Annotated in this window: 19 protein-coding genes; 8 read left to right on the top strand and 11 right to left on the bottom strand. The window is 67.2% G+C overall.

Annotated features, from left to right (window positions below):
• Positions 1-2 precede the first annotated feature (2 nt).
• Positions 3-1,451: an argininosuccinate lyase gene (argH, locus tag D106_RS0103925; RefSeq protein WP_018879279.1), complete on the bottom strand. Its 1,449-nt coding sequence runs from the start codon at positions 1,449-1,451 to the stop codon at positions 3-5.
• 115 nt (positions 1,452-1,566) lie between these two features.
• Between argH and D106_RS0103920 the strand changes: the two genes are divergently transcribed.
• From D106_RS0103920 to D106_RS0103905, 4 genes are all read left to right on the top strand, one after another.
• Positions 1,567-2,598, top strand: a complete 1,032-nt coding sequence (locus D106_RS0103920) for a sensor histidine kinase (protein WP_018879278.1) — start codon at positions 1,567-1,569, stop codon at positions 2,596-2,598.
• The gene (locus D106_RS0103915) at positions 2,595-3,317 is read left to right on the top strand and encodes a LytTR family DNA-binding domain-containing protein (RefSeq protein ID WP_018879277.1); all 723 of its coding nucleotides are present in this window, start codon (positions 2,595-2,597) and stop codon (positions 3,315-3,317) included. The genes D106_RS0103920 and D106_RS0103915 overlap by 4 nt, the downstream gene beginning before the upstream one ends.
• A 135-nt stretch (positions 3,318-3,452) precedes the next feature.
• Positions 3,453-4,397 carry a hydroxymethylbilane synthase gene (gene hemC, locus D106_RS0103910; RefSeq protein ID WP_081620055.1) on the top strand — a complete coding sequence of 315 codons (945 nt, stop codon included), beginning with the start codon at positions 3,453-3,455 and terminating at the stop codon, positions 4,395-4,397.
• 4 nt (positions 4,398-4,401) lie between these two features.
• On the top strand, positions 4,402-5,232 hold the full coding sequence (locus D106_RS0103905; protein WP_018879275.1) for a uroporphyrinogen-III synthase: 831 nt from the start codon (positions 4,402-4,404) through the stop codon (positions 5,230-5,232).
• Positions 5,233-5,463: 231 nt separating this feature from the next.
• Here the strand turns inward: D106_RS0103905 and D106_RS0103900 are convergent, their stop codons facing one another.
• Positions 5,464-6,492 (bottom strand): CDP-6-deoxy-delta-3,4-glucoseen reductase, encoded by a 1,029-nt coding sequence (locus tag D106_RS0103900; RefSeq protein WP_018876801.1) that lies wholly within the window; start codon positions 6,490-6,492, stop codon positions 5,464-5,466.
• A gap of 178 nt (positions 6,493-6,670) precedes the next feature.
• Here D106_RS0103900 and D106_RS0103895 point away from each other — a divergent pair, with 178 nt between their 5' ends.
• Positions 6,671-7,252: a hypothetical protein gene (locus tag D106_RS0103895; protein ID WP_018879274.1), complete on the top strand. Its 582-nt coding sequence runs from the start codon at positions 6,671-6,673 to the stop codon at positions 7,250-7,252.
• Here D106_RS0103895 and D106_RS0103890 read toward each other — a convergent pair.
• From D106_RS0103890 to dnaA, 9 genes are all read right to left on the bottom strand, one after another.
• On the bottom strand, positions 7,249-8,229 hold the full coding sequence (locus D106_RS0103890; RefSeq protein WP_018879273.1) for an alpha/beta fold hydrolase: 981 nt from the start codon (positions 8,227-8,229) through the stop codon (positions 7,249-7,251). The genes D106_RS0103895 and D106_RS0103890 overlap by 4 nt on opposite strands.
• Positions 8,230-8,232: 3 nt before the next feature.
• Positions 8,233-9,696: a 4-hydroxy-3-polyprenylbenzoate decarboxylase gene (gene ubiD / locus D106_RS0103885; protein WP_018867601.1), complete on the bottom strand. Its 1,464-nt coding sequence runs from the start codon at positions 9,694-9,696 to the stop codon at positions 8,233-8,235.
• 42 nt (positions 9,697-9,738) lie between these two features.
• Positions 9,739-10,506 (bottom strand): exodeoxyribonuclease III, encoded by a 768-nt coding sequence (xth, locus tag D106_RS0103880; protein WP_018878235.1) that lies wholly within the window; start codon positions 10,504-10,506, stop codon positions 9,739-9,741.
• Positions 10,503-12,551 (bottom strand): M3 family metallopeptidase, encoded by a 2,049-nt coding sequence (locus D106_RS0103875; RefSeq protein WP_018879272.1) that lies wholly within the window; start codon positions 12,549-12,551, stop codon positions 10,503-10,505. Before D106_RS0103875 ends, xth begins: the two co-directional genes overlap by 4 nt.
• 129 nt (positions 12,552-12,680) lie before the next feature.
• Positions 12,681-13,196, bottom strand: a complete 516-nt coding sequence (locus tag D106_RS0103870) for a hypothetical protein (protein ID WP_018879271.1) — start codon at positions 13,194-13,196, stop codon at positions 12,681-12,683.
• A 35-nt stretch (positions 13,197-13,231) separates the two neighbouring features.
• Positions 13,232-15,661, bottom strand: a complete 2,430-nt coding sequence (gene gyrB / locus D106_RS0103865; protein ID WP_018879270.1) for a DNA topoisomerase (ATP-hydrolyzing) subunit B — start codon at positions 15,659-15,661, stop codon at positions 13,232-13,234.
• A gap of 124 nt (positions 15,662-15,785) precedes the next feature.
• Positions 15,786-16,868, bottom strand: a complete 1,083-nt coding sequence (locus D106_RS0103860) for a DNA replication/repair protein RecF (protein ID WP_018879269.1) — start codon at positions 16,866-16,868, stop codon at positions 15,786-15,788.
• Positions 16,869-17,191: 323 nt separating this feature from the next.
• Positions 17,192-18,295 (bottom strand): DNA polymerase III subunit beta, encoded by a 1,104-nt coding sequence (gene dnaN / locus D106_RS0103855; protein WP_018879268.1) that lies wholly within the window; start codon positions 18,293-18,295, stop codon positions 17,192-17,194.
• Between the two features lie 246 nt (positions 18,296-18,541).
• Positions 18,542-19,912, bottom strand: coding sequence for a chromosomal replication initiator protein DnaA (gene dnaA, locus D106_RS0103850; protein WP_018879267.1), 1,371 nt, complete (start codon positions 19,910-19,912; stop codon positions 18,542-18,544).
• Positions 19,913-20,064: 152 nt separating this feature from the next.
• On the opposite strand from dnaA, the gene rpmH reads away from it, so the two are divergent.
• From rpmH to yidD, 3 genes are read left to right on the top strand one after another with little or no spacing between them, the layout of a single operon-like run.
• Positions 20,065-20,199, top strand: a complete 135-nt coding sequence (rpmH, locus tag D106_RS0103845) for a 50S ribosomal protein L34 (protein ID WP_018141118.1) — start codon at positions 20,065-20,067, stop codon at positions 20,197-20,199.
• Positions 20,200-20,221: 22 nt separating this feature from the next.
• Positions 20,222-20,575 (top strand): ribonuclease P protein component, encoded by a 354-nt coding sequence (gene rnpA, locus D106_RS0103840; protein WP_018879266.1) that lies wholly within the window; start codon positions 20,222-20,224, stop codon positions 20,573-20,575.
• Positions 20,572-20,829 carry a membrane protein insertion efficiency factor YidD gene (gene yidD / locus D106_RS0103835; RefSeq protein WP_018878241.1) on the top strand — a complete coding sequence of 86 codons (258 nt, stop codon included), beginning with the start codon at positions 20,572-20,574 and terminating at the stop codon, positions 20,827-20,829. Before rnpA ends, yidD begins: the two co-directional genes overlap by 4 nt.
• Positions 20,830-20,836: the final 7 nt, after the last annotated feature.

Raw genomic sequence — 20,836 nt, 5'->3', positions numbered from 1 at the left:
CGTCAGGTATCCGCGCGGGCCAGCGCGGCCAGGTTTTCGCGCGCCGCTGCGGCCTGGCGGCGGACCTGGTCCGGGGCGGTCCCCCCGGTGAGGTTGCGCGCGGCCGCCGAGCCCTCCGGTGTCAGCACCGCAAAGACATCCTCGCCCACCGCCGGGCTGATCGCCTGTAGCTCTGCCAGCGGCAGCTCCGCCAGATCCACTCCGCGTTCCTGGGCGATGCGCACCGCCCGGCCGACCACCTCGTGGGCGTCGCGAAAGGCCACGCCGCGACCAACCAGGTAATCCGCCAGGTCGGTCGCGGTGGCAAACCCCTTGCGGGTCGCGGCCAGGGTATTCTCCCGCCGCACCTCGAGGTTCGGCACCATGTCGCCGAAGGCGCGCAGCGACCCGAGCAGGGTATCGACCGTGTCGAACAAAGGCTCCTTGTCCTCCTGGTTGTCCTTGTTGTAGGCCAGCGGCTGGCTCTTCATCAGGGTCAGCAGGGACATCAGGTGGCCATAGACGCGGCCAGTCTTGCCGCGCACCAGCTCGGGCACGTCCGGGTTCTTCTTCTGCGGCATGATCGAGGAACCGGTGCAGTAGCGATCCGGCAGGTCGATGAAGGCGAACTGGGCGCTGGTCCACAGCACCAGCTCCTCGGCCTGGCGCGACAGGTGCATCATCAGGGTCGCCGCGGCCGCGGTGAATTCGATGGCAAAGTCACGATCGGAGACGGCGTCCAGGGAGTTGCGGGTCACGCCATCAAAGCCCAGCAACTCGGCCGTGTATTCGCGATCCAGCGGATACGGCGTACCGGCCAGCGCGGCCGCGCCCAGCGGCAGGATGTTCACCCGACGACGCGCGTCACGCAGGCGCTCGGCATCGCGCTCCAGCATCTCGTACCAGGCCAGCATGTGGTGGCCGAAGGTGACCGGCTGCGCGGTCTGCAGGTGGGTAAAACCCGGCATCACCGTATCCGCCTCGCGTTCGGCCAGGGCGACCAGACCGTCCTGGTAGCCGCGGATCAGGCGCAGGATGTCGTCGATGCTCGCACGCAGCCACAGCCGGATGTCGGTGGCGATCTGGTCATTGCGCGAGCGCCCGGTGTGCAGCTTCTTGCCGACGTCACCGATGCGCTCGATCAGCCGTGCCTCGATGTTCATGTGCACGTCCTCGCGCCCGACCTGCCAGTCGAACGCACCGGCGGCGATCTCGTCGCGGATCGCGTCCAGCCCCTCGAGGATCTGCGCGGCCTCGTCGTCGGTCAGCACCCCGACCTTCGCCAGCATGCGTGCATGGGCCTGGGAGCCCTGGATGTCCTCGCGATACAGACGGCGGTCGAACGCCACCGAGGCGGTGAAGCGCTCGACGAAGGCATCGGTCGGCTCGGAGAAGCGTCCGCCCCACAGCTTGGCCTCGCCGGAGGCGGCGGGTGTGGCGGCTGGCTTGTCGTGCGGGGAATCCTGCGTCATGGTGCTTCCTGAAGGGACTTGGAAAGACACGGAAGTATACGGGCACAAAGGGGGGGTGAACATGGCACGACCACGTCCCCGGAACGAGGCCCGGTACCAGGGGAGCAACTGACGCATGGCCCAGGGGGACTCCGCCAGGCAGACCAACGGGGAGCTGTCGCCGCTGCCGGACTTCTGCAGCGCCGAGACGCTGCTGCGCGTGCTGATGGTGGCCGTGCTGCTGGCGCTGGCGGTAGCCCTGCTGCGCGGCGGGGGGCAGGACTGGCTGTCGGCCCTGGCGCTGCACGCCCTGTTCATCTTCTGGGTGGCGCTGACCAGCCTTCTGATCCTGTGCGCCCTGAAGCGCCCGCTGCACCGGCTCCCCCTGACCGCCCAGATCGTGCTGCCGCCACTGGTGCCCATCGCCAACACGGCCATCGTCTATCGTCTGGCGGAGGAGCTGGTGCTGGCCGACCCGGCCCTGCGCTGGCCGGTGATCGGTGTGGCGACCATCCTCAGCCTGGTGGCGATGCACTACCTCTACCTGCAGGCGGCCTGGCAGCGCGAGACCCGGGCCGTGGCCGCGGCCCGCGAACAGGCGATGCGCGCCCGCCTGCGCCCGCACTTTCTCTACAACAGCATGAACACCATCGCCGGCCTGTGCCGCAGTGACCCGGAACGGGCGGAGCAGATCACCCTGGATCTGGCGGACCTGTTCCGCGCCACCTTCGCCACCGGGGACCGCCACTCGCTGCGCGAGGAGCTGGAGCTGGTCCGCGCCTTCCTCGGGATCGAGCAGACCCGCTTCGGCGAGCGCCTGGAACTGGACTGGGACTGTCCCGACCATGCCGGACTGGACGTGCCGGTGCCCACGCTGTTCCTGCAGCCGCTCGCGGAGAACGCGATCCAGCACGGGATCGCCCCGGCGCGCGGAGCGGGCCGCATCTGGGTACGCTGCCGCATGGACTCGGGCCGGGTGACGCTGATCCTCGGCAACAGCGTGGACGCGCAGGCCCGCGGCGAGGGTACCGGGACCGGCACCGAGGCCGTGCGGCTGCGACTGCAGCATGCCTTCGGTGAACGGGTACACTTCGAAACCGACGGGGGCGACGGGGCGTTCGAGGTCCGCATCCGGCTGCCCCTCGCGACCCGGGAGGGAACCCCATGAACGACCGCCCACTGGACTTGCTGGTCGCCGACGATGAACCCATCGCCCGCCAGCGCCTGAGCGCCCTGGCCCGGGAGCTGGGGCATCGGGTGGTGGCAGAGGCCGCGCACGCCGGTGAGGTCGAGACGCGCCTGCGAGACCACACGCCCGATGCCCTGCTGCTCGATATCGATATGCCCGGCGAAACCGGGCTGGAGCTCGCGCGGCGCCTGCATGCCGCCGACCCGGGGCTGACCGTGATCCTGGTCACCGCCCATGATCGCTTCCCGCTGGAGGCCTTCGAGGCGGGGGTGCGCGACTATGTGCTGAAGCCGGTACGCCGCGAACGACTGGACCAGGCGCTGCAGCGCGCGGTGCAACAGAAGCAGGGGCGGGTCGAAACCTTTCCCAACGAGGTGCACATCACGGTGGGTCGGCGCGAGGAGCGCGTCCCGCTGGAGCGGGTCGATATCTTCATCGCCGAGGGCGGCTACGTGATGGCGCGTTCCGCGCGCCTGGCGGGTTTTGTGGATGGCCGCCTGCGGGATCTGGAGAGTCTCTACGGCCCGGCGCTGTTGCGGGTGCACCGCGGCTGCCTGGCGGTGAAGGCGTCGATCAAGGGGATCGAAACCCTCGGACCTACCGACAACCGCCTGTTGTTCCACGACGACCTGGACCCGATGCCGATCAGCCGCCGCCAGCTCCCGCGGGTGCGCGAGTACCTGCGCAACGGCACCTGACTACCTGGCCCGCCCCGGACATCCGGCGGATCAAGGCCGGGGAAACGCGCGGGATTCGGGGCCGACCGCCATGATCGTTATACTAGTGCGTTTTGAACGCCCGGCCGCCTGCGCCGTGGCTCGCCCGGACAACCCATGAAGCCTGTACGCATCGCCACCCGAAAGAGCCCGCTTGCCATGTGGCAGGCGGAACATGTCGCCGCCCGCCTGCGCGCCCGCGAACCCGAGCGTCCGGTCGAACTGGTCGGCATGACCACCCAGGGCGACCGCGTGCTGGACTCGCCGCTGGCCCGGATCGGCGGCAAGGGGTTGTTCGTGAAGGAGCTGGAGATCGCGCTGCTGGAGGACCGCGCCGACATCGCGGTGCACTCGGTGAAGGACGTACCGATGGAGCTCCCGGAGCAGCTGGAACTCCCCGTGATCCTGGACCGCGAAGACCCGCATGATGCGTTCGTGTCCAACCGCTACGCCCATGTCGACGAGCTGCCGCAGGGCGCGCGGGTGGGCTCCTCCAGCCTGCGCCGCCAGTGCCAGCTGCGGGCCCGGCGGCCGGACCTGGAGGTGCGCGACCTGCGCGGCAACGTGAACACGCGCCTGGGCAAGCTGGATGCCGGCGAGTACGACGCGATCCTGCTGGCCGCGGCCGGGCTCAAGCGCCTCGGGTTCGACGAACGCATCCGCTCCTGCCTGGAGCCGGACGTCAGCCTCCCGGCGGTCGGCCAGGGGGCCATCGCCATCGAATGCCGCGCGGGCGACCGCGCGATCGGCGACCTGATTGCGCCTCTCAACGACCCCGACACCGCCGACCGCGTGCGTGCCGAACGCGCCTTCAACCGCCGTCTGGAGGGCGGCTGCCAGGTGCCGCTGGCGGCCCATGCCACCCTGGCCGGTGACCAGCTGCACCTGGACGGACTGGTGGGCGCGGTGGATGGCAGCCGCCTGCTGCGCCGCCAGGTGGACGGGCCGCGCGGCGAGGCCGAGGCCCTGGGGATTCGCCTCGCGGACATGCTGCTGGAACTGGGGGCGGGTGAACTGCTCGCGGCCGCCCACCGCGAACACGGCCAGGACACGAAGGGGTAGACGCATGACCGCATCCGAAGACGAGAACGCCGTGGCCACCGAGGGTCAGGGTCCGCTGGCCGGCCTCGGCATCCTGGTGACCCGCCCGGCCGCCCAGGCCGAGCCCTTTTGCGAGGCGCTGGCGGCGGAGGCCGCAACGGTGATCCGTTTCCCCGTGCTGGAGATCCTGGCCCCCAGCGACCCCACCAACCTGCGCGAGATCCTGGAGCGGCTGGAGGACTTCGACATCGCGGTGTTCATCAGCCCGAACGCGGTGCAGCGCGTACTCAACCTGGCACTGGCGGAGCGCGACTGGCCGGCGACCACGCAGATCGCCGCCATCGGTAACCGCACCGCGCAGGAGCTGAAGGGCTTCGGTCGCCCGGCGGATATCCTGCCCCCGCGGCGTTTCGACAGCGAGGCGCTGCTGGCGCAGGAGGCCATGCAGGACGTGGCCGGCAAGCGCGTGGTGATCTTCCGCGGGGACGGCGGGCGCGAGCTGCTGGGCGACACGCTGAAGGAACGCGGCGCCGAGGTGACCTTTGCCGAGGCCTACCGCCGCGGACGCCCCGAGGGCGATACCGGCGAACTGATGTATTCCTTCTCGCGCGGGCAGATCGACATCATCACCATCACCAGTGGCGAGGGCCTGCGCAACCTCTACGAGATGGTCGGCAAGCTGGGCCGCATGTGGCTGCGCAAGACCCCGCTGGTGGTCGGCAGCGAGCGCATCGCCGAGATCGCGCGGGAACTCGGCTTCAAGGCCGCGGTGGAAACCGCCGAGGACCCCACCGACACCGCCATGCTGGCCGCCGTCCACCGCCTGGCAGACCAACTACGCACGGACCGCACCTGATCATCCACCACGACAAGAGCCTTTCACAGGAAGACTGGAAGATCGGAAGGTTCTACAGCTTGGGCGTTGACCAAACGATCAACGCCTTGCAAGCACCAGCGTCAGGGAACTCTCTGATGCCCCCAAGAAATCTTCCTGTCTTCGCGTCTTCCTGTTCAGGCTTTTCGCCCTTGAATTTCTTCGTGCCTTCGTGCGCTTCGTGGTGAACAAGCCCTGCGAACGCCGGCGAATTTACTCGGCCGGGGTGGCGGGCTCGAAGCTGTCGTAGTAGAGCTGCTCCTGCGGCAGGCCGGCGGCGCGGAAGGCCTCGCGGGCGGCGTGGATCATGGCCGGAGGCCCGGCCATGTAGACGTCGAAGCCGGACAGGTCCGGATATTCAGCGAGCACCGCGTCGTGCGGCCAGCCGCTGACCGCGGCAAAACCGGCGGCCGTCTCGGCCGGGGTATCGGACAGGACCGGCGTGAAGCGGAAATACTCGGCGTGCTCGTCCGTCATTCGGGTGAGCCAGTCCGGGGCATAGATGCCTTCCGCCGCGCGCGCGCCCCAGAACAGGTGGTGCGGCCGATCCAGCCCCTCCGCGGCCAGGTGATCCAACATACCCTTCAGCGGTCCGAAACCGGTGCCGCCGCCGACGAACAGGCGCGGCCTCGGCGATTCCTCGTCGACGAAGAAACTGCCGAGCGGGCCCTCGATGCGCAGCAGGGCCTTGGGCTTGAGCTCCTCGAACACCATGGTGGAGAAACGCCCGCCCGGCATCTGCCGCACGTGTAGAACCAGCTGGGCATCGTCATGCGGGGCGTTGGCGAGCGAGTAGCTGCGGCGGTCGCCGCCCTTCAGCAGCACGTCCAGGTACTGCCCGGCCAGGAACTGCAGGCGTTCGGTGGCCGGTAGCTGCAGGCGCAGCTCCATCACATCGTCCGCGAGGCGGTTCAGCTCCGCCACACGGCACGGCAGGGTCTTGACGACGATATCCCGGGCGGCGCCGATCTCGCGCACCTCGATCTCCAGATCGTCCACCGGCACGGCCTGGCAGAACAGGGCCATGCCGTCGGCCAGTTCGGCGTCGGTGATGCCCTGCGGCCGGGTCGGTCCGTGATCGACTTCGCCCTGCAGGACCCGCCCCTTGCAGGAGCCGCAGGCGCCATTGCGGCAGCCGTAGGGAAACGCATAGCCCTGGCGCAGGGCGGCCTCGAGGACGGTCTCGTCGTCCTCGACCTCGAACACGTGGCCACTGGGCTGAATGGTGACATCGAACGCCATGGAAACCCCCGGTCGCGGAAAGCCGATCATTCTCGCCAGGAGCAAGCGGAACGCAAGCAACCGCAATCCCGCCGGGTGGCCCGGATGGAGATCTCGCGGAAACCAGCCCTGGGGGTTTCGCCCCGCGAGCGGGTTGGGCAGAATCGGATACGTTCCACAAAAACGACAAGGGAATGCCATGCGTCATTTGCTGATTGCGGCCGGGGCCGGCCTGCTGCTCGCGACAGGCTGTGCCTCCAACGAGACCCGTTCCACCGATTCCAGCGACCGCGCGGCGGAGGCCGAGGCCCCGGCCGCGACCGCGGATGTCCCGGCGGACGCACCGGTGATCCGGGTTGCCCATTCGGTGCCCTACAGTGCCGATGCCACCATCGCCAGCAATATCCGTCAGGAGTGCAACCTGGAGGAACAGTTCTCCGAGTTCATCGCCCACTATGGCGCCGACCAGGGCCTGCGCTTCGAACGCGAGGCGAGCGTCGACCCCTCCGCCGGGGGTCAGGTACTGGTGGTGGAACTGACCGACGCGGTCAGTGGCGGCAATGCCTGGATCGGCCATCGCAAGGTCACCGAGGCCGCCGGCACGCTCTACAGCGATGGTGAGGAAGAGGCCAGCTTTACCTCGCGGCGCTTCTCCGGTGGCGGTGCGTTTGGAGGCTTCAAGGGGTCGTGCTCGGTGCTCGGCCGCACGGTACAGGCGATGGGCCGCGATATCGCGACCTGGTCGGCGGCGCCGGAGGATGGCGCCCACCTGGGCGACTAGTCGCAGGCGGCGGGAGCCCGCGCAACCCGCGGGCCTGGTGCGTCGTCCGTCACCCGCTGCATCCAGTCGACCAGACGGGTGGCGGTGGTCGGCCAGTCCGGGGCGTGCAGGAGCAGGTGCGGCCAGTGCGGTTCGGTCCAGACCTCCGCCCGATGCCCGGGGTGCGCGCGGGCGGCGGCGCATACCGAGGGTTTCAGGATCGTCCCGTCCTGCTCGCCCCACAAATAGACTACCGGGACCGTCACGTGGTGGATGTAATCGGTGGCGTACTGCGCGAGCCAGACCACGCCGGCATAGGTATCCAACCGCACTCGGCGGATGACCTGCGGGTCGTTGGCGAATCGCTCCACCGCGGCGGGGTCCAGGCTGTCGGCGTAGTCGGGGTCGATGGTGAGCGTCAGGCCCCCGGCCAGGGTCTCGCCGGTGCGCACCGCGGCGTCCCAGAACCCGCGCGCGGGTATGCCGCCACGCAGGCCCGGGGCCACCGCGATCACGCCGGCGACATCGAGTTCCGGATACGTCGCGAGGCTCGCCAGTGCGGCCGAGCCCCCCATGCTCTCCCCCAGCAGGAAGACGGGCCGGTCCGGATCCTCCGCGCGGGCGGCATGGACCATCGCAACCACATCCTCGATCACGGGCTGCATCCCGGGCCAGCGCCCATGCGGCTCGCTGGCGCCATGCCCGCGCTGATCCAGGGCGTGAACGCTGTACCCGCGTTCGGCCAGCCACGGACCGAGGGAGGCATACGCCCCGGCATGGTCGCGGAAGCTGTGCAGGGCGATCACGACCGCGGCCGGGGCATCGGCCGGCCAGTGGCGGATGCGGTCGGGCGCAATCGCGGTCGCGGTGGGGGTTTGCTCTGCAGGGGTTGAGTCCGCCCGCATCGAGTCACGCTCCGGGACGGCGGCACAGCCGGCCAGGGCCAGCAGCACGCCCGGCAGCAGCCAGCCACCGGCCCGGACAGCGCGGCGGCTCACGCGTCATAACCCCAGGTCATCCCAGATCTCGTCAACCCGGCGTTTCACCGCCTCGTCCATGGCGATTGGCCGCCCCCATTCGCGATCCGTCTCGCCCGGCCACTTGGAGGTGGCGTCCATGCCCATCTTCGATCCGAGCCCGGACACCGGGGAGGCGAAGTCCAGGTAGTCGATCGGGGTGTTTTCCACCAGCGTGGTATCCCGCGCCGGGTCCATGCGCGTGGTGATGGCCCAGATCACGTCATTCCATTCGCGGGTGTTCACATCGTCATCGACCACGATCACGAACTTGGTGTACATGAACTGACGCAGGAACGACCACACGCCCATCATCACGCGCTTGGCATGGCCCGGGTACTGCTTGCGCATGGAGACTACGGCAAGGCGGTAGGAGCAACCCTCGGGGGGCAGGTAGAAGTCCACGATCTCCGGGAACTGCTTCTGCAGGATCGGGATAAAGACCTCGTTCAGGGCCACGCCGAGGACGGCGGGTTCATCCGGGGGGCGGCCGGTGTAGGTGGAGTGATAGATCGGGTCGTCGCGGTGGGTAATCCGGTCAATGGTGAACACCGGGAACTCGTCGACCTCGTTGTAGTAGCCGGTATGGTCGCCGAACGGGCCTTCGGGCGCGGTGTCGCCCGGGTGGATATGGCCCTCCAGCACGAACTCGGCCGACGCCGGCACCTCGAGGTCGGAACCCATGCAACGGGTAACCTCCGTACGGCTGCCACGCAGCAGGCCGGCAAAGGCATATTCCGACAGGGTGTCGGGCACCGGGGTGACCGCGCCGAGGATGGTGGCGGGGTCGGCGCCCAGGGCTACGGCAATCGGGAACGGCTCGCCGGGATGGGCGCGGGTCCACTCCTGGAAATCCAGCGCGCCGCCACGATGCGACAGCCAGCGCATGATCACCCGGTTGCGACCGATGACCTGCTGGCGATAGATGCCCAGGTTCTGGCGTGACTTCTCGGGGCCGCGCGTAACCACCAGGCCCCAGGTGATCAGGGGCCCGGCGTCCCCGGGCCAGCAGGTCTGCACCGGGAGGGTCGACAGGTCGACCGCGTCGCCTTCGATCACATGGCGCTGGCAGGCGGCCCCGCGGGTCTTCTTCGGGGCCATGTCCAGGACCTTGCGGAAGACCGGCAACTGCTCCCAGGCGGCCTTCAACCCCTTGGGCGGATCCGGCTGTTTGAGGAAGGCGAGCAGACGTCCCACCTCACGCAAAGCCTCGACCGAGTCCTCGCCCATACCCATGGCCACCCGCTCGGGAGTACCGAAGAGATTGGCCAGAACCGGGATGTCGGATCCGGTGGGGTTCTCGAACAACAAGGCCGGGCCGCCGGCGCGCAAGACGCGGTCGGCGATCTCGGTCATCTCGAGGTTCGGGTCCACCTCGCGGGTGATGCGACGCAGCTCGCCGCGCTGTTCGAGGCCGTCGATGAAATCACGCAGATCCTTGTACTTCACGGGTCGCTCCCAGTGGTCAGGCGGGCCGGTGAGTGGTCTCGGCTAGTCGGAGAATTCCGCCCAGACCGGGGCATGGTCGGAAGGACGCTCCCAGGAGCGCGGTTCGCGATCGATGCCGGCGGCCTGCAGGCGCGCCTGCAGTGGCGCGCTGGCCAGGACCAGGTCGATCCGCAGGCCGCGGTTGCGGCGGAACGACGCGGCGCGATAGTCGAACCAGGAGAACTCCGCCTCCGGCTGGTCGAAGGCGCGGAAGGTATCGACCAGGCCCAGACCGGTGAGGGCTGCCAGGGCCTCACGTTCGGGCGTGGAGCAGAGGATGCGTTCGTGCCAGGCCTCGGGGTCGTGGACATCACGATCGTCGGGGGCAATGTTGAAGTCGCCCAGAACCACCAGATTCGGATGCCGAGCGATCTCGTCGGCCAGCCAGTCGCGCATGCGTGCCAGCCAGTCGAGCTTGTAGGCGTATTTCTCGGTGCCAACGTTCTCGCCATTGACCACGTACAGGTTGACCACGCGGATGTCGCCGATGGTGGCGGCCAGGATACGGCGCTGGGCATCCTCGAGCCCGGGCGGATCGGTGACGACCTCGGTCGCCTCGGTGCGCGACAGGATCGCCACGCCGTTGTAGGTCTTCTGGCCCGAGTACACCACCTGGTAGCCGGCGTCCTGAATGGCGGACACGGGGAAGTTCTCGTCGGTCAGCTTGGTTTCCTGCAGCGCCAGGATGTCGGTGCGCGAGCTCGAGAGCCACTCGAGCACCTGCGGCAGGCGAACCTTCAGCGAATTGACGTTCCAGCTGGCGATCTTCACGCGGCGTCCTCCAGGCCGCTGTGGCGCAACAGGGCATCGATCTGGGGATCACGACCCCGGAACGCCCGGAAGGAATCAGCGGCGGGCCGCGAGGCTCCCGCCTCGAGGATCTCGTGCAGGTAGGCGGCGCCGACTTCCGGGGAGAACAGGCCTTCTTCCTCGAAGCGGCCAAAGGCATCCGCGGACAGGACCTCGGCCCACTTGTAGCTGTAATAGCCAGCGGCATAGCCGCCGGCGAAGATGTGGCCAAAGCCGTGGGCGAAGCGGTTGAATTCCGGCGGATGCACCACCGCGATCTCTTCCCGAACCGCCTCCAGCAGGTGCTGGATGGCGGCCGCGTCGCCCGGGGGCGGACCGGCGTGCAGGCGCATATCGAACAGGGAAAACTCGACCTGGCGCAGCAGCTGCAGGGCGGCATGGAAGTGACGCGTGCCCAGAAGACGCTGGTAGAGGTCCTCGGGCATCGCCTCCCCGGTCTCGTGGTGACGGGCAAACAGGTCCAGGGCCTCGCGCTCCCAGCACCAGTTCTCCATGAACTGGCTGGGGAGTTCCACCGCATCCCACTCGACCCCGTTGATGCCGGCGATGTCCGGTTCGTCGACGCGGGTCAGCATGTGGTGGAGTCCATGCCCGAATTCGTGGAACAGGGTGATCACCTCGTCATGGGTGAACAGGGCGGCCTTGCCGTCCACCGGAGGGGTGGAGTTGCAGGTCATGTACGCGACCGGCAGTTGGGCGCGATCACCCGAGACAAAGCGGTTGCGGCAGACATCCATCCAGGCGCCCCCGCGCTTGTTCTTGCGGGCGTAGAGATCGAAGTAGAAGCCGGCGCGTTCCGCGCCTTTCGCGTCAAAAATACGGTAGAAGCGGACATCATCATGCCAGGTCTCGACGCTGTCGTCGGGCTCGAAGCGGACCTGGAACAGGCGCTGGACCAGGCCGAACAGGCCGTTCACGGCCTGGTCGGCGGGGAAATAGGGCTTCAGCATCTCCTGACTCAGGCCCAGGCGCCGTTCGCGCATCTTCTCCGCGGCGAAGGCCATGTCCCAGGCCTCCAGCGTCTCCAGATCGAGCTCGTCCCGCGCAAAGCTCTGCAATTCCTCGAGGTCGCGTTCCGCCCGGGGGCGTGCGCGGTGGGCAAGATCCAGCAGGAACCCTTCGACCTGTTCGGCGCTGGTGGCCATCTTGGTCGCCAGCGAACGCTCGGCATAGTGGGCGAAGCCCGTCAGATCTGCCTTTTCCGCGCGCAGCTGCAGGATCTCGACCATGATCTCGGAGTTGTCATGGTTGCCGGCCCCCGGCCCGCGGTCGGAGGCTCGCGTGGTGAAGGCCTCATAAACCCGGTAACGCAGCTCGCGATCCTCGGCATGGGTCATCACCGCGAGGTAACTCGGGATGTCGAGGGTGACGACGAAGCCCGACTGATCATGGTCGCGGGCGTTCTGGGCCAGCATGGCGCGATCCGACTCGGGGATGCCCGCCAGGGCCGCGGGATCATCGGTCTGCCAGGTCCACGCCTGGGTGGCATCGAGCACATTCTCCTCGAAACGAGCAGTGAGCTCGGACAACCGGGCGTTGATCGCGCGCAGCCGGTCGCGCTGGGGCTCGGGAAGGTCCACGCCGCTGAGATGAAAATCGCGCAGCATGTCGTCCAGGACCTTGCGCCGGGGGGCCGGGAGATCTCCATATTCGTCGCTGTCGGCCAGGGCACGGACGGCGCGGTACAGTCCCTGATGCTGCGAAACCCAGCTGCCATAGTCGGAAAGCAGGGGCAGGCTGGCGTTGTAGGCCTCGCGGATCGCGGGGCCGTTCATCACCGCGTTCAGGTGGCCGACCGGGGACCAGACGGCATCCAGACGGGCATCCAGTTCCTGCAGTGGTCGGATCAGCGAATCCCAGCTCGGCTGGTCCCCGGCCGCTTCCACGAGACGGTCGATCTCGGTTCGATTCTCGACCAGCACGGTTTCCACCGCCGGCAGCACGTGTTCGGGTTCAATGGAGCGGAAGGCGGGCAGCCGGTCGGTCTGCAGCAGGGGATTGGACACGGTCTCTCCAGGGGTCGGGTGAGCCAGGGTCGCGCGAACCGGTCAGAACATACGGGCGCGACTGCCTGCGGATTATGCCATTCGGACCGCATCCCCGGGAGGGTGTTCCCCCTGGGGATGCAAGCCGGTTCAGGCCGAGGTGTCCGGTGGGGGTCCGATGGGATCGAAGGTTTGATAGCCCGCGAGGCGCGCCAGGGGACCCAGGGCCCAGTGCCTGCGCAGGGCGGAAAAGTCGGCTACCGCGGCGTTGTATCGCGCGAGGGCGTCAGTGATGGCCTGATCCAGGGCCGCAACGCGTTCCGGTGTGCGCTCGACAACCGCCGATGGAAACTCGTTTTCGTCTGATAATTCAGATAGATAGGAGTCCCACGTGGTTCGAATGCTGCGCTCGGTTCGGGCCAGCGCGGGGAGATCCCCGCGGCGTCGGGCAGCCTCCTGCGCACGCAGGGCGGTCTGGACGTCGACGAGCGGATCGGGGTCGGCCAATCCCATCATGTGCAGGAGGCCGTTGCGTTGCGTAAGCAGTGTGTCCAGGCGATTCCAGGCGGATACCACCCGGCGTTCGTGGATTGCCAGGTGGGTGTGCACCCGGAAGCCGACGAGGCTCAGGACCACCAGCGTGAGGATGACAGCCAGAACCTCCATGCGCAGGGGCTACATTCGGGGCGAGGCGGGGCCCGTCAGATATCGACGTTCTCCGCGCTCAGCGCCCGTGTCTCGATGAAGTCGCGTCGGGGTTCGACCTGATCCCCCATCAGGGTGGTGAAGATCTCGTCGGCCCGGATCGCGTCCTCGACACGCACCTGCAAGAGGCGGCGGGATTCGGGATTCATGGTGGTTTCCCACAGCTGGTCCGGGTTCATTTCGCCCAGACCCTTGTAACGCTGGGTGGCCAGGCCGCGGCGGCCTTCGTGCAGGAGCCATTCCATGGCTTCCGAGAATCCCTCAATCAGGTGGACCCGCTCGCCGCGCTTCATGTAGGCGCCTTCGTCCAGCAACGCATTGAGTCGGGCGGAGAGGTCCAGCACAGCCTGGAAATCACGCGAGGCCAGCGTATCGTCGTTGATGTACTGGGACAGCGCCGCGCCGTGCTCGATCCGGTCCAGGCTCAGCTGGGCATGGCCGTCGCGGTCGGTCACTGCCCCCAGGCTGTAGCGCGTCGCGCCGGCCTTGTCGCTGGAGAGCCCCTCGAGGATGCGGCCGAACCAGGCCTGCACCTCCGGATTGGTGACGCTACGCGGCTCCGGGATGGCGTCGGCCTCGAGCATCGCCCAGAGGATGCGCGGGTCGTACATGCGGCCCAAGCGCTCGACCGCGCGGGCGGCCTTCTGGTAGCCCTTCACCAGATCCTCGAAGGCCTCGCCGGTAATGGGCGGGGCATCCGGGCTGGGATAAAGCGCGGCACCATCCAAGGCCAGAGAGATCACGATCTCGCCCATCTCGGCCTCGTCGCGCACGTATTGTTCGCGCTTGCCCCGCTTGATCTTGTACAGCGGTGGCTGAGCGATATAGACATGGCCACGTTCGATCAGCTCCGGCATCTGGCGGAAGAAGAACGTGAGCAGAAGGGTTCGGATATGGGAGCCGTCCACGTCGGCATCCGTCATGATGATGATGCGGTGGTAGCGCAGCTTGTCCGGGTCGTACTCTTCCTTGCCGATACCGCAGCCCAGGGCGGTAATCAGGGTCCCGACCTCAGCCGAGCCGAGCATGCGGTCAAAGCGCGCCCGTTCGACATTCAGGATCTTGCCCTTCAGCGGCAGAATGGCCTGGAAATGACGGTCCCGCCCCTGCTTGGCCGATCCGCCCGCGGAGTCGCCCTCCACCAGGTAGAGCTCGGACTGGGCCGGATCCTTCTCCTGGCAGTCGGCCAGCTTGCCGGGGAGCCCGGCGATATCCAGGGCCCCCTTGCGGCGGGTCACCTCGCGGGCCTTGCGGGCGGCCTCGCGAGCACGCGCGGCGTCCAGGACCTTCTCCGTAATCGCCTTGGCCTCCTGCGGATTCTCCAGCAGGAAGTTGTTGAGGGCGTCCGACAGCACACTCTCCACAATCGGCTTGACCTCCGAGGAGACCAGCTTGTCCTTGGTCTGGGAGGAGAACTTCGGATCGGGCACCTTCACCGACAGTACGGCCGTCAGGCCCTCGCGCATGTCGTCGCCCGCCGTGGCCACCTTGGCCTTCTTGATCAGGCCTTCGGTCTCCAGGTACTGGTTGATGGTCCGCGTCAGCGCCGCGCGGAAGCCCGCCATGTGGGAGCCACCATCGCGCTGCGGGATGTTGTTGGTGTAGCAGAAGATATTCTCCTGGTAGGAGTCATTCCACTGCAGCGCCACCTCGACCGCATAGTCATCTCGCATCTGGTCGGCATAGACCACGGTGGGATGCAACGCGGTCTTCTTCTGGTTGAGATGCTCGACGAAGGCCCGAATCCCGCCCTCGAAGACGAACGTCTCCTCGCGGTTGTCGCGATGATCGCGCAAGGTGATGCGGACCCCCGAGTTCAGGAACGACAGTTCGCGCAGACGCTTGGCCAGCACCTCGTAGTGGAAATTGATGTCGGTAAAGATCTCGGGGCTGGGCCGGAACCATACGCGGGTGCCGTGGCGGTCGGTCGTGCCGGTTTCGGCCAGCGGCGCCGCGGGGACCCCGAGGTGGTAGGTCTGTTCGTGGCGCTTGCCGTCGCGATGGATCTCGAGGCGCAGCTCTTCTGAAAGGGCGTTCACGACCGAGACACCCACACCGTGAAGCCCGCCGGAGACCTTGTACGAGTTGTTGTCGAACTTTCCGCCGGCGTGCAGGACGGTGAGGATGACCTCGGCCGCGGACTTGCCTTCTTCTTCATGGATATCCACCGGGATACCGCGACCGTTGTCGCTGACGGAGACCGCGTTGTCCTCGTGGATCGTGACCTCGATGCTGTCGCAGCAACCGGCCAGGGCCTCGTCGATGGAGTTATCGACGACCTCGAAGACCATGTGGTGCAGGCCCGTCCCGTCATCGGTATCGCCGATGTACATCCCGGGTCGCTTGCGCACGGCGTCGAGACCCTTGAGGACACGGATCTGGGAAGAATCGTAGGCGGCGGGATCTTGGGATTCGATATCGGACATGCAGGTGGTCATCCGGCGAGTTGCAGACACGCCAGTATAGCGCAAAGACGGGGGCAACCGGTGGGCGGGCTTCGAGAGGCTACAGGAGCCTCGGGGCAGGCGGGATTCGGGAAAGAAAGAGCGATCAGGCGGGGTTGGCCGGTGTGACGCGGCCATGTTTCACGTGGAACAATTCGCCCGCGTCCGCTCCGACCAGCCCCGGCACCGCATCCTCCACGGCCGTCACCAGGATCTGCCAACCGGACTCCCTCAGTCCGGCCATCAGCCCCTCCACCGCCTCCCGGTCCAGTTCGGAGACGACATCGTCCAGCAGCACCACGGGTGCCCGACCGCACTCGCGTTCCAGCATTCGGGCCTGCCCCCCAACCAGCGCTGTCACGACCCGCTTTTGCTCCCCCCGGGAGGCCTCGGCTGCCGCCCGCCCCGCCAACCGGAGGTCGATATCCGCCCGTTGTGGCCCGACCTGCGCGAACCCGCGCTCCTCGTCGCTGCCCCGGCTACGCTCCAGGGCCTCCCCAAGACTGCGGTCCCGATCCCACCCCATGCGAACCCGCAAGCCCAGGTCGCCCAGCCGGTCGCCAAACCCGAATCGTTCCGCTGCCTCTGCGGTGCCCCCTTCCCAAGCCTCGACGTATCGCGCCCGCGCCTCGCTGATCGCCACCCCGAATTCCACCCACGGGCGTTCAAACTCCCGGGCGGCAGCCCGGTCGCCGGTGCGGAGGGCCGCATTGCGCTGATCGTGGGCGCGTTTCCAGCGTTGCCAGTTCTCACGGTATCCCGGGATTGAATGAAAACAGCCCCAGTCCAGCAGACGACGCCGCTCCTCCGGCCCCCCGGTCAGCAATTCGAACGAACCGGCATGCAGGGTGCGCACCGGCAGCCATTCGGCCACCGTCGCATGGCCCTCCATCCAGCGACCATCCAGGCGGGATCGCCGCGTCCCATCCCAGACGACGCCCAGGCGGTGCGCCCCGCCACGCCCGTCGCGGACCTCTCCGCCAACCCACAGCGACTCGCCGCCCGTACGCAATACCCGCCGCAATTGCTGCGTCCGGAACGAACGCCCCGCCGCGAGGATGTGGACGGCCTCAAGCACCGAAGTCTTTCCCGCGCCATTCGGGCCAATCAGGCGATTGATCCCCGGCCCCAGTGCCAGCGTCTGCTCCTCGAGATTCCGCACCCCCTGCCACCAGAGCGACTCCAGCACACAACCTCCAGCCTACGGAAACACGAATTCATCGACACGCTCGCGCTCGAGTCGCTCTTGCGTGCGTTTAATGCGCGGTGACCGCCGTGCAGTCATTCTGCACAAGGGAGCCGCAACGCCGTGCGCGCGCCCGTTCTCATTAAAAACGAGCGGCCGAGCCCCTTCGTTGATTCGGTTGCGGGGTTGGCGCCCCCTGTTCCCCGATCCTGCGTTGCGCCCCGAATCCATCAGAAACGGGCGGGTAGAACTACCCGATGCACGACGCGTCCGGTCTCGGAAAACCCGGGATACCAACGCGAGCGTATACATGGATCGGTGTTTCCCTAGAGCCGCATCGGCATGACGACGTAGCGTGCCCCGCCCGGCGGTTCCGCCTGGATCAGGATGGACGAGTTGCCGTCCCGCAGCCCGATCCGCACCTGGTCGGTCTCCAGCACATTCAGCACATCCGCGAGGTAGCCCAGGTTGAACCCGATCTCCATCGGGCCCCCGTCGTATTCCGCCTCCACCGACTCCTGGGCCTCTTCACGATCGGCGTTATGGGTCATGACCTGACACCCGCTCTCGCCCAGCACCATCCGCACGCCCCGATACTTGTCGCTCGCGACGATCGCGACGCGCCCCAGTGCCTGCTTCAGGATCTCGCGGTCCACCCGCAGGGTGGCCGGAAGGTCCGCCGGGATCACCCGTTCGTAGTCCGGAAACCGCCCTTCGATCACCTTGCTGCGCAACACCGCGCTGCCGAGTTCGAACACCACCTGGTCTTCCCCAAAGCCGATGCGCACCGACGTGTCGTCATCGGCCAGGTTACGCCGCAGTTCGGCGACGGCCTTGCGCGGCACGATGCGTTCGATCCGCTCCTCCACCGGCTGTTCCAGCTCCACCTCGGCGAGCGCCAGGCGATGACCATCCGTGGCTACCGCCCGCAGACTGTTGCCACTGGCGACCAGGAGAAGCCCTTGCAGGTAGTAGCGCACGTCCTGCTGAGCCATGGAGAACATCGTGGCCTCGAGCAATCGCCGTAGCCGATTCTGCGGCACATCCAGCACGACCTCAGACCCACGCGCCTCCCAATCGGGAAAATCTGCCCCCGGGAGCGTGGCCAGACTGAAGCGCGAGCCCCCGAAACCGACCGTCATGCGTTCGCCCTCGACCTTCGCGCGAATCTCGCTGTCGGCCGGTGCGGCCTTGACCACGTCGAGCAGCTTGCGAACCGAGACCGTAACATCGCATTCCCCGGGAATTGAGCCCTCGGCGCCGGCCTGCCAAGCGAGTTCGAGATCGGTGGTGTCCATCCGGATCGCGCCATGGTCATCCGGGCGCAGGCGCACGTTCCCGAGAATGGGCATCGTCAATCGTTTCTCGGCCGCGCCCACAATCCGTTGCAGCGCTTCGGTCATCGTCTCGCGATTGAAAGACAGTTCCATGGCGATGTCCTGTATCTAGTCTGTTTAGATATTCATCTAGTGATAATAAGAGGCCGACTTCCCTGTGAAGAAAACCCTATATCTTCTTTTTTATCAGAAACTTAATTCTGTCCCTTGGGGTTCTTCTACCTCTGTGAAGCCTGTTGCCAACCTGTGGACAGTTTGCCCCCTCGATTTTTCCCCGCATCCATACCGGTGTTGCACCCAGCTTATCCACAGGTTTCGGCCCACCGGAATGCCCCGCGTTCAACTGCTCAATGTCCGCAACAGGTTGGAGTAGTCCTCGTCCAGGCTCGCATCCGCCTCGCGCAATTCCGCAACCTTCCGGCAGGCATGGATCACGGTGGTGTGGTCACGCCCGCCGAAGGCCTGGCCGATCTCCGGGAGGCTGTGCTGGGTCAGTTCCTTGGCCAGTGCCATCGCGATCTGACGCGGCCGGGCGATGGATCGGCTGCGTCGGGTGGAGAGCAGATCCGCGACCTTCACGCGATAGTAGTCCGCCACGGTCTTCTGGATATTCTCCAGGGTAATCAGCTTGTTCTGTACAGCCAGCAGGTCACGCAGCGCGTCCTTCGCGAAGTCCAGCGTGATCGGCTTCCCGGTGAAATGGGCGTTGGCGATCACCCGACGCAGCGAGCCTTCCAGTTCGCGGATGTTGGACCGGATGCGCTTGCCCATGAAGAAGGCCACCTCGGTGGGAAGCTCGATCCCGGCCTGCTCGGCCTTGCGCTGGAGGATCGCAACGCGCGTCTCCAGTTCGGGCGGTTCGATCGCGATCGTCAGGCCCCAGCCAAAGCGCGACTTCAGCCGTTCCTCGAGACCCTCGACCTCTTTCGGGTAGCGATCCGAAGTGAGGATGATCTGCTGCTGGCCTTCCAGGAGGGCGTTGAAGGTATGGAAGAATTCCTCCTGCGACCGCTCCTTGCCCGCGAAGAACTGGATGTCGTCAATCAGCAGGGCGTCCGCGGAGCGGTAGTGCTGCTTGAACTCGTCGATCGCGTTGTGCTGCAGCGCCTTGATCATGTCCGCCACGAAACGCTCGGAGTGCAGGTAGATGATCCGCCCCTCCGGATGCCGCGCCAGGATGCTGTGCCCGATCGCGTGCATCAGATGTGTCTTGCCCAGCCCCACGCCGCCATAGATGAACAGCGGGTTGTAGGCGACCCCGGGATTTTCCGCGACTTGCAGACTCGCGGCGCGCGCCAGTTGATTGGATTTCCCCTCGACAAAGGTGTCGAAGGTGAACGCGGGGTTCAGGTTGCTGACCGGGCCCTGGGGTCGGGGTGGCGGGCTCGCCTTTTCCGCCGCGGCGCGCTCGCGCTGGGATTCGTGGGGATCGGGGGCCGGGGTCGTCGGCAGTTCCGCACCGCCGATGCCGAGGCGCACACGCCGACCGGCCGGGTCGTTCGCGGGCTGCAGCTCGCTCACCGTTTCCTCGATCGAGGCCAGCAGGTGGTCGCGCACGTGCTCGAACACAAACTGATTCGGCGCCAGCAGGCGCAGCGCGCCCTCCGACTCCTCGGCATGCAGCGGCCTCAGCCAGGTGTTCAGTTGTTGCTCGCTGACCTTCCCCTGCAGGCGGTCCAGACAGGCTGTCCACAGGGCATTGGCTGACACGCGTTTGTCTCCGGGGCGGCGGGGAATGAAAGTCCCCGAGTCTACGCCGATGCGGCCCCACGGTGCCAGCGGCTTCCCGACCCCGAGATTGACTTTGTCCCCGGATAGCGCTAGTTTTCACCGCCCTTTAACCAAGCGTCACGGGAACCGACATGAAGCGCACTTTCCAACCCAGCCGGCTCGTCCGCGCCCGCACGCACGGCTTCCGGGCCCGCATGGCCACCCGTGGTGGCCGCAAGGTCCTGAACGCCCGTCGCGCCAAGGGCCGCAAGCGCCTCTGCCCGTAAACCGGGCGGCGCGCCGGCTCCCGTGACCGCGGCGCCAGCCATCCAGACCTTTCCGCGCCGCGTCCGTTTGCTGACGGGTGCGGATTATCAACGCGTATTCGAGGATGCCCGGCGTCAGCGCGGTCGCGACCTGACATTGCTCTACCGGCCTTCGGAGACCGGCGAGGCGCGCCTGGGCCTGGCCATCGGCAAGCGGCATGTGCGCCATGCCTCGGACCGCAACCGGATCAAGCGCATCGTGCGCGAGGCATTTCGCCAGCGCCGCACCCTGCTGCCGCCGGTCGATATGATCGTGCTGGCCCGGGGCGGCGCGGCGACCGCCGACCGGCGCGCGCTGCGCGCCGAAATCGACAGCCTGCTGGAACGTCTGCAATGAGCCTGCCCCGCAAGATTGCCCTGCTGCCCGTGCGGGCCTACCAGTACGGGATTTCGCCGTTCATGGCCCCGCACTGCCGTCACTACCCGACCTGCTCGGCGTATACCGTCGAGGCGGTCGAGACCCACGGCGTCCTGCGGGGCTTCTGGCTGGGTCTGCGGCGTATCCTGCGCTGCCACCCCTGGTCCCCGGGCGGTTATGATCCGGTTCCGGCACCGCGTTCCGATTCTCCCAGCACTCGATCCTCAAAGTAGTCGCGCT

The sequence above is a fragment of the Thioalkalivibrio sp. ALE9 genome (assembly GCF_000377445.1).
Classification (GTDB): Bacteria; Pseudomonadota; Gammaproteobacteria; order Ectothiorhodospirales; family Ectothiorhodospiraceae; genus Thioalkalivibrio.
Note: the sequence above shows the minus strand (reverse complement) of the source record. Positions and strands in the feature narration are given on the sequence as shown.

Excerpts from the sequence above, each read along its gene's own strand:
- argH (WP_018879279.1), bottom strand. The coding sequence starts at position 1,451 with ATGACGCAGGATTCCCCGCACGACAAGCCAGCCGCCACACCCGCCGCC.
- D106_RS0103920 (WP_018879278.1), top strand. The coding sequence starts at position 1,567 with ATGGCCCAGGGGGACTCCGCCAGGCAGACCAACGGGGAGCTGTCGCCG.
- D106_RS0103915 (WP_018879277.1), top strand. The coding sequence starts at position 2,595 with ATGAACGACCGCCCACTGGACTTGCTGGTCGCCGACGATGAACCCATC.
- hemC (WP_081620055.1), top strand. The coding sequence starts at position 3,453 with ATGAAGCCTGTACGCATCGCCACCCGAAAGAGCCCGCTTGCCATGTGG.
- D106_RS0103905 (WP_018879275.1), top strand. The coding sequence starts at position 4,402 with ATGACCGCATCCGAAGACGAGAACGCCGTGGCCACCGAGGGTCAGGGT.
- D106_RS0103900 (WP_018876801.1), bottom strand. The coding sequence starts at position 6,492 with ATGGCGTTCGATGTCACCATTCAGCCCAGTGGCCACGTGTTCGAGGTC.
- D106_RS0103895 (WP_018879274.1), top strand. The coding sequence starts at position 6,671 with ATGCGTCATTTGCTGATTGCGGCCGGGGCCGGCCTGCTGCTCGCGACA.
- D106_RS0103870 (WP_018879271.1), bottom strand. The coding sequence starts at position 13,196 with ATGGAGGTTCTGGCTGTCATCCTCACGCTGGTGGTCCTGAGCCTCGTC.
- gyrB (WP_018879270.1), bottom strand. The coding sequence starts at position 15,661 with ATGTCCGATATCGAATCCCAAGATCCCGCCGCCTACGATTCTTCCCAG.
- dnaN (WP_018879268.1), bottom strand. The coding sequence starts at position 18,295 with ATGGAACTGTCTTTCAATCGCGAGACGATGACCGAAGCGCTGCAACGG.
- rpmH (WP_018141118.1), top strand. The coding sequence starts at position 20,065 with ATGAAGCGCACTTTCCAACCCAGCCGGCTCGTCCGCGCCCGCACGCAC.
- yidD (WP_018878241.1), top strand. The coding sequence starts at position 20,572 with ATGAGCCTGCCCCGCAAGATTGCCCTGCTGCCCGTGCGGGCCTACCAG.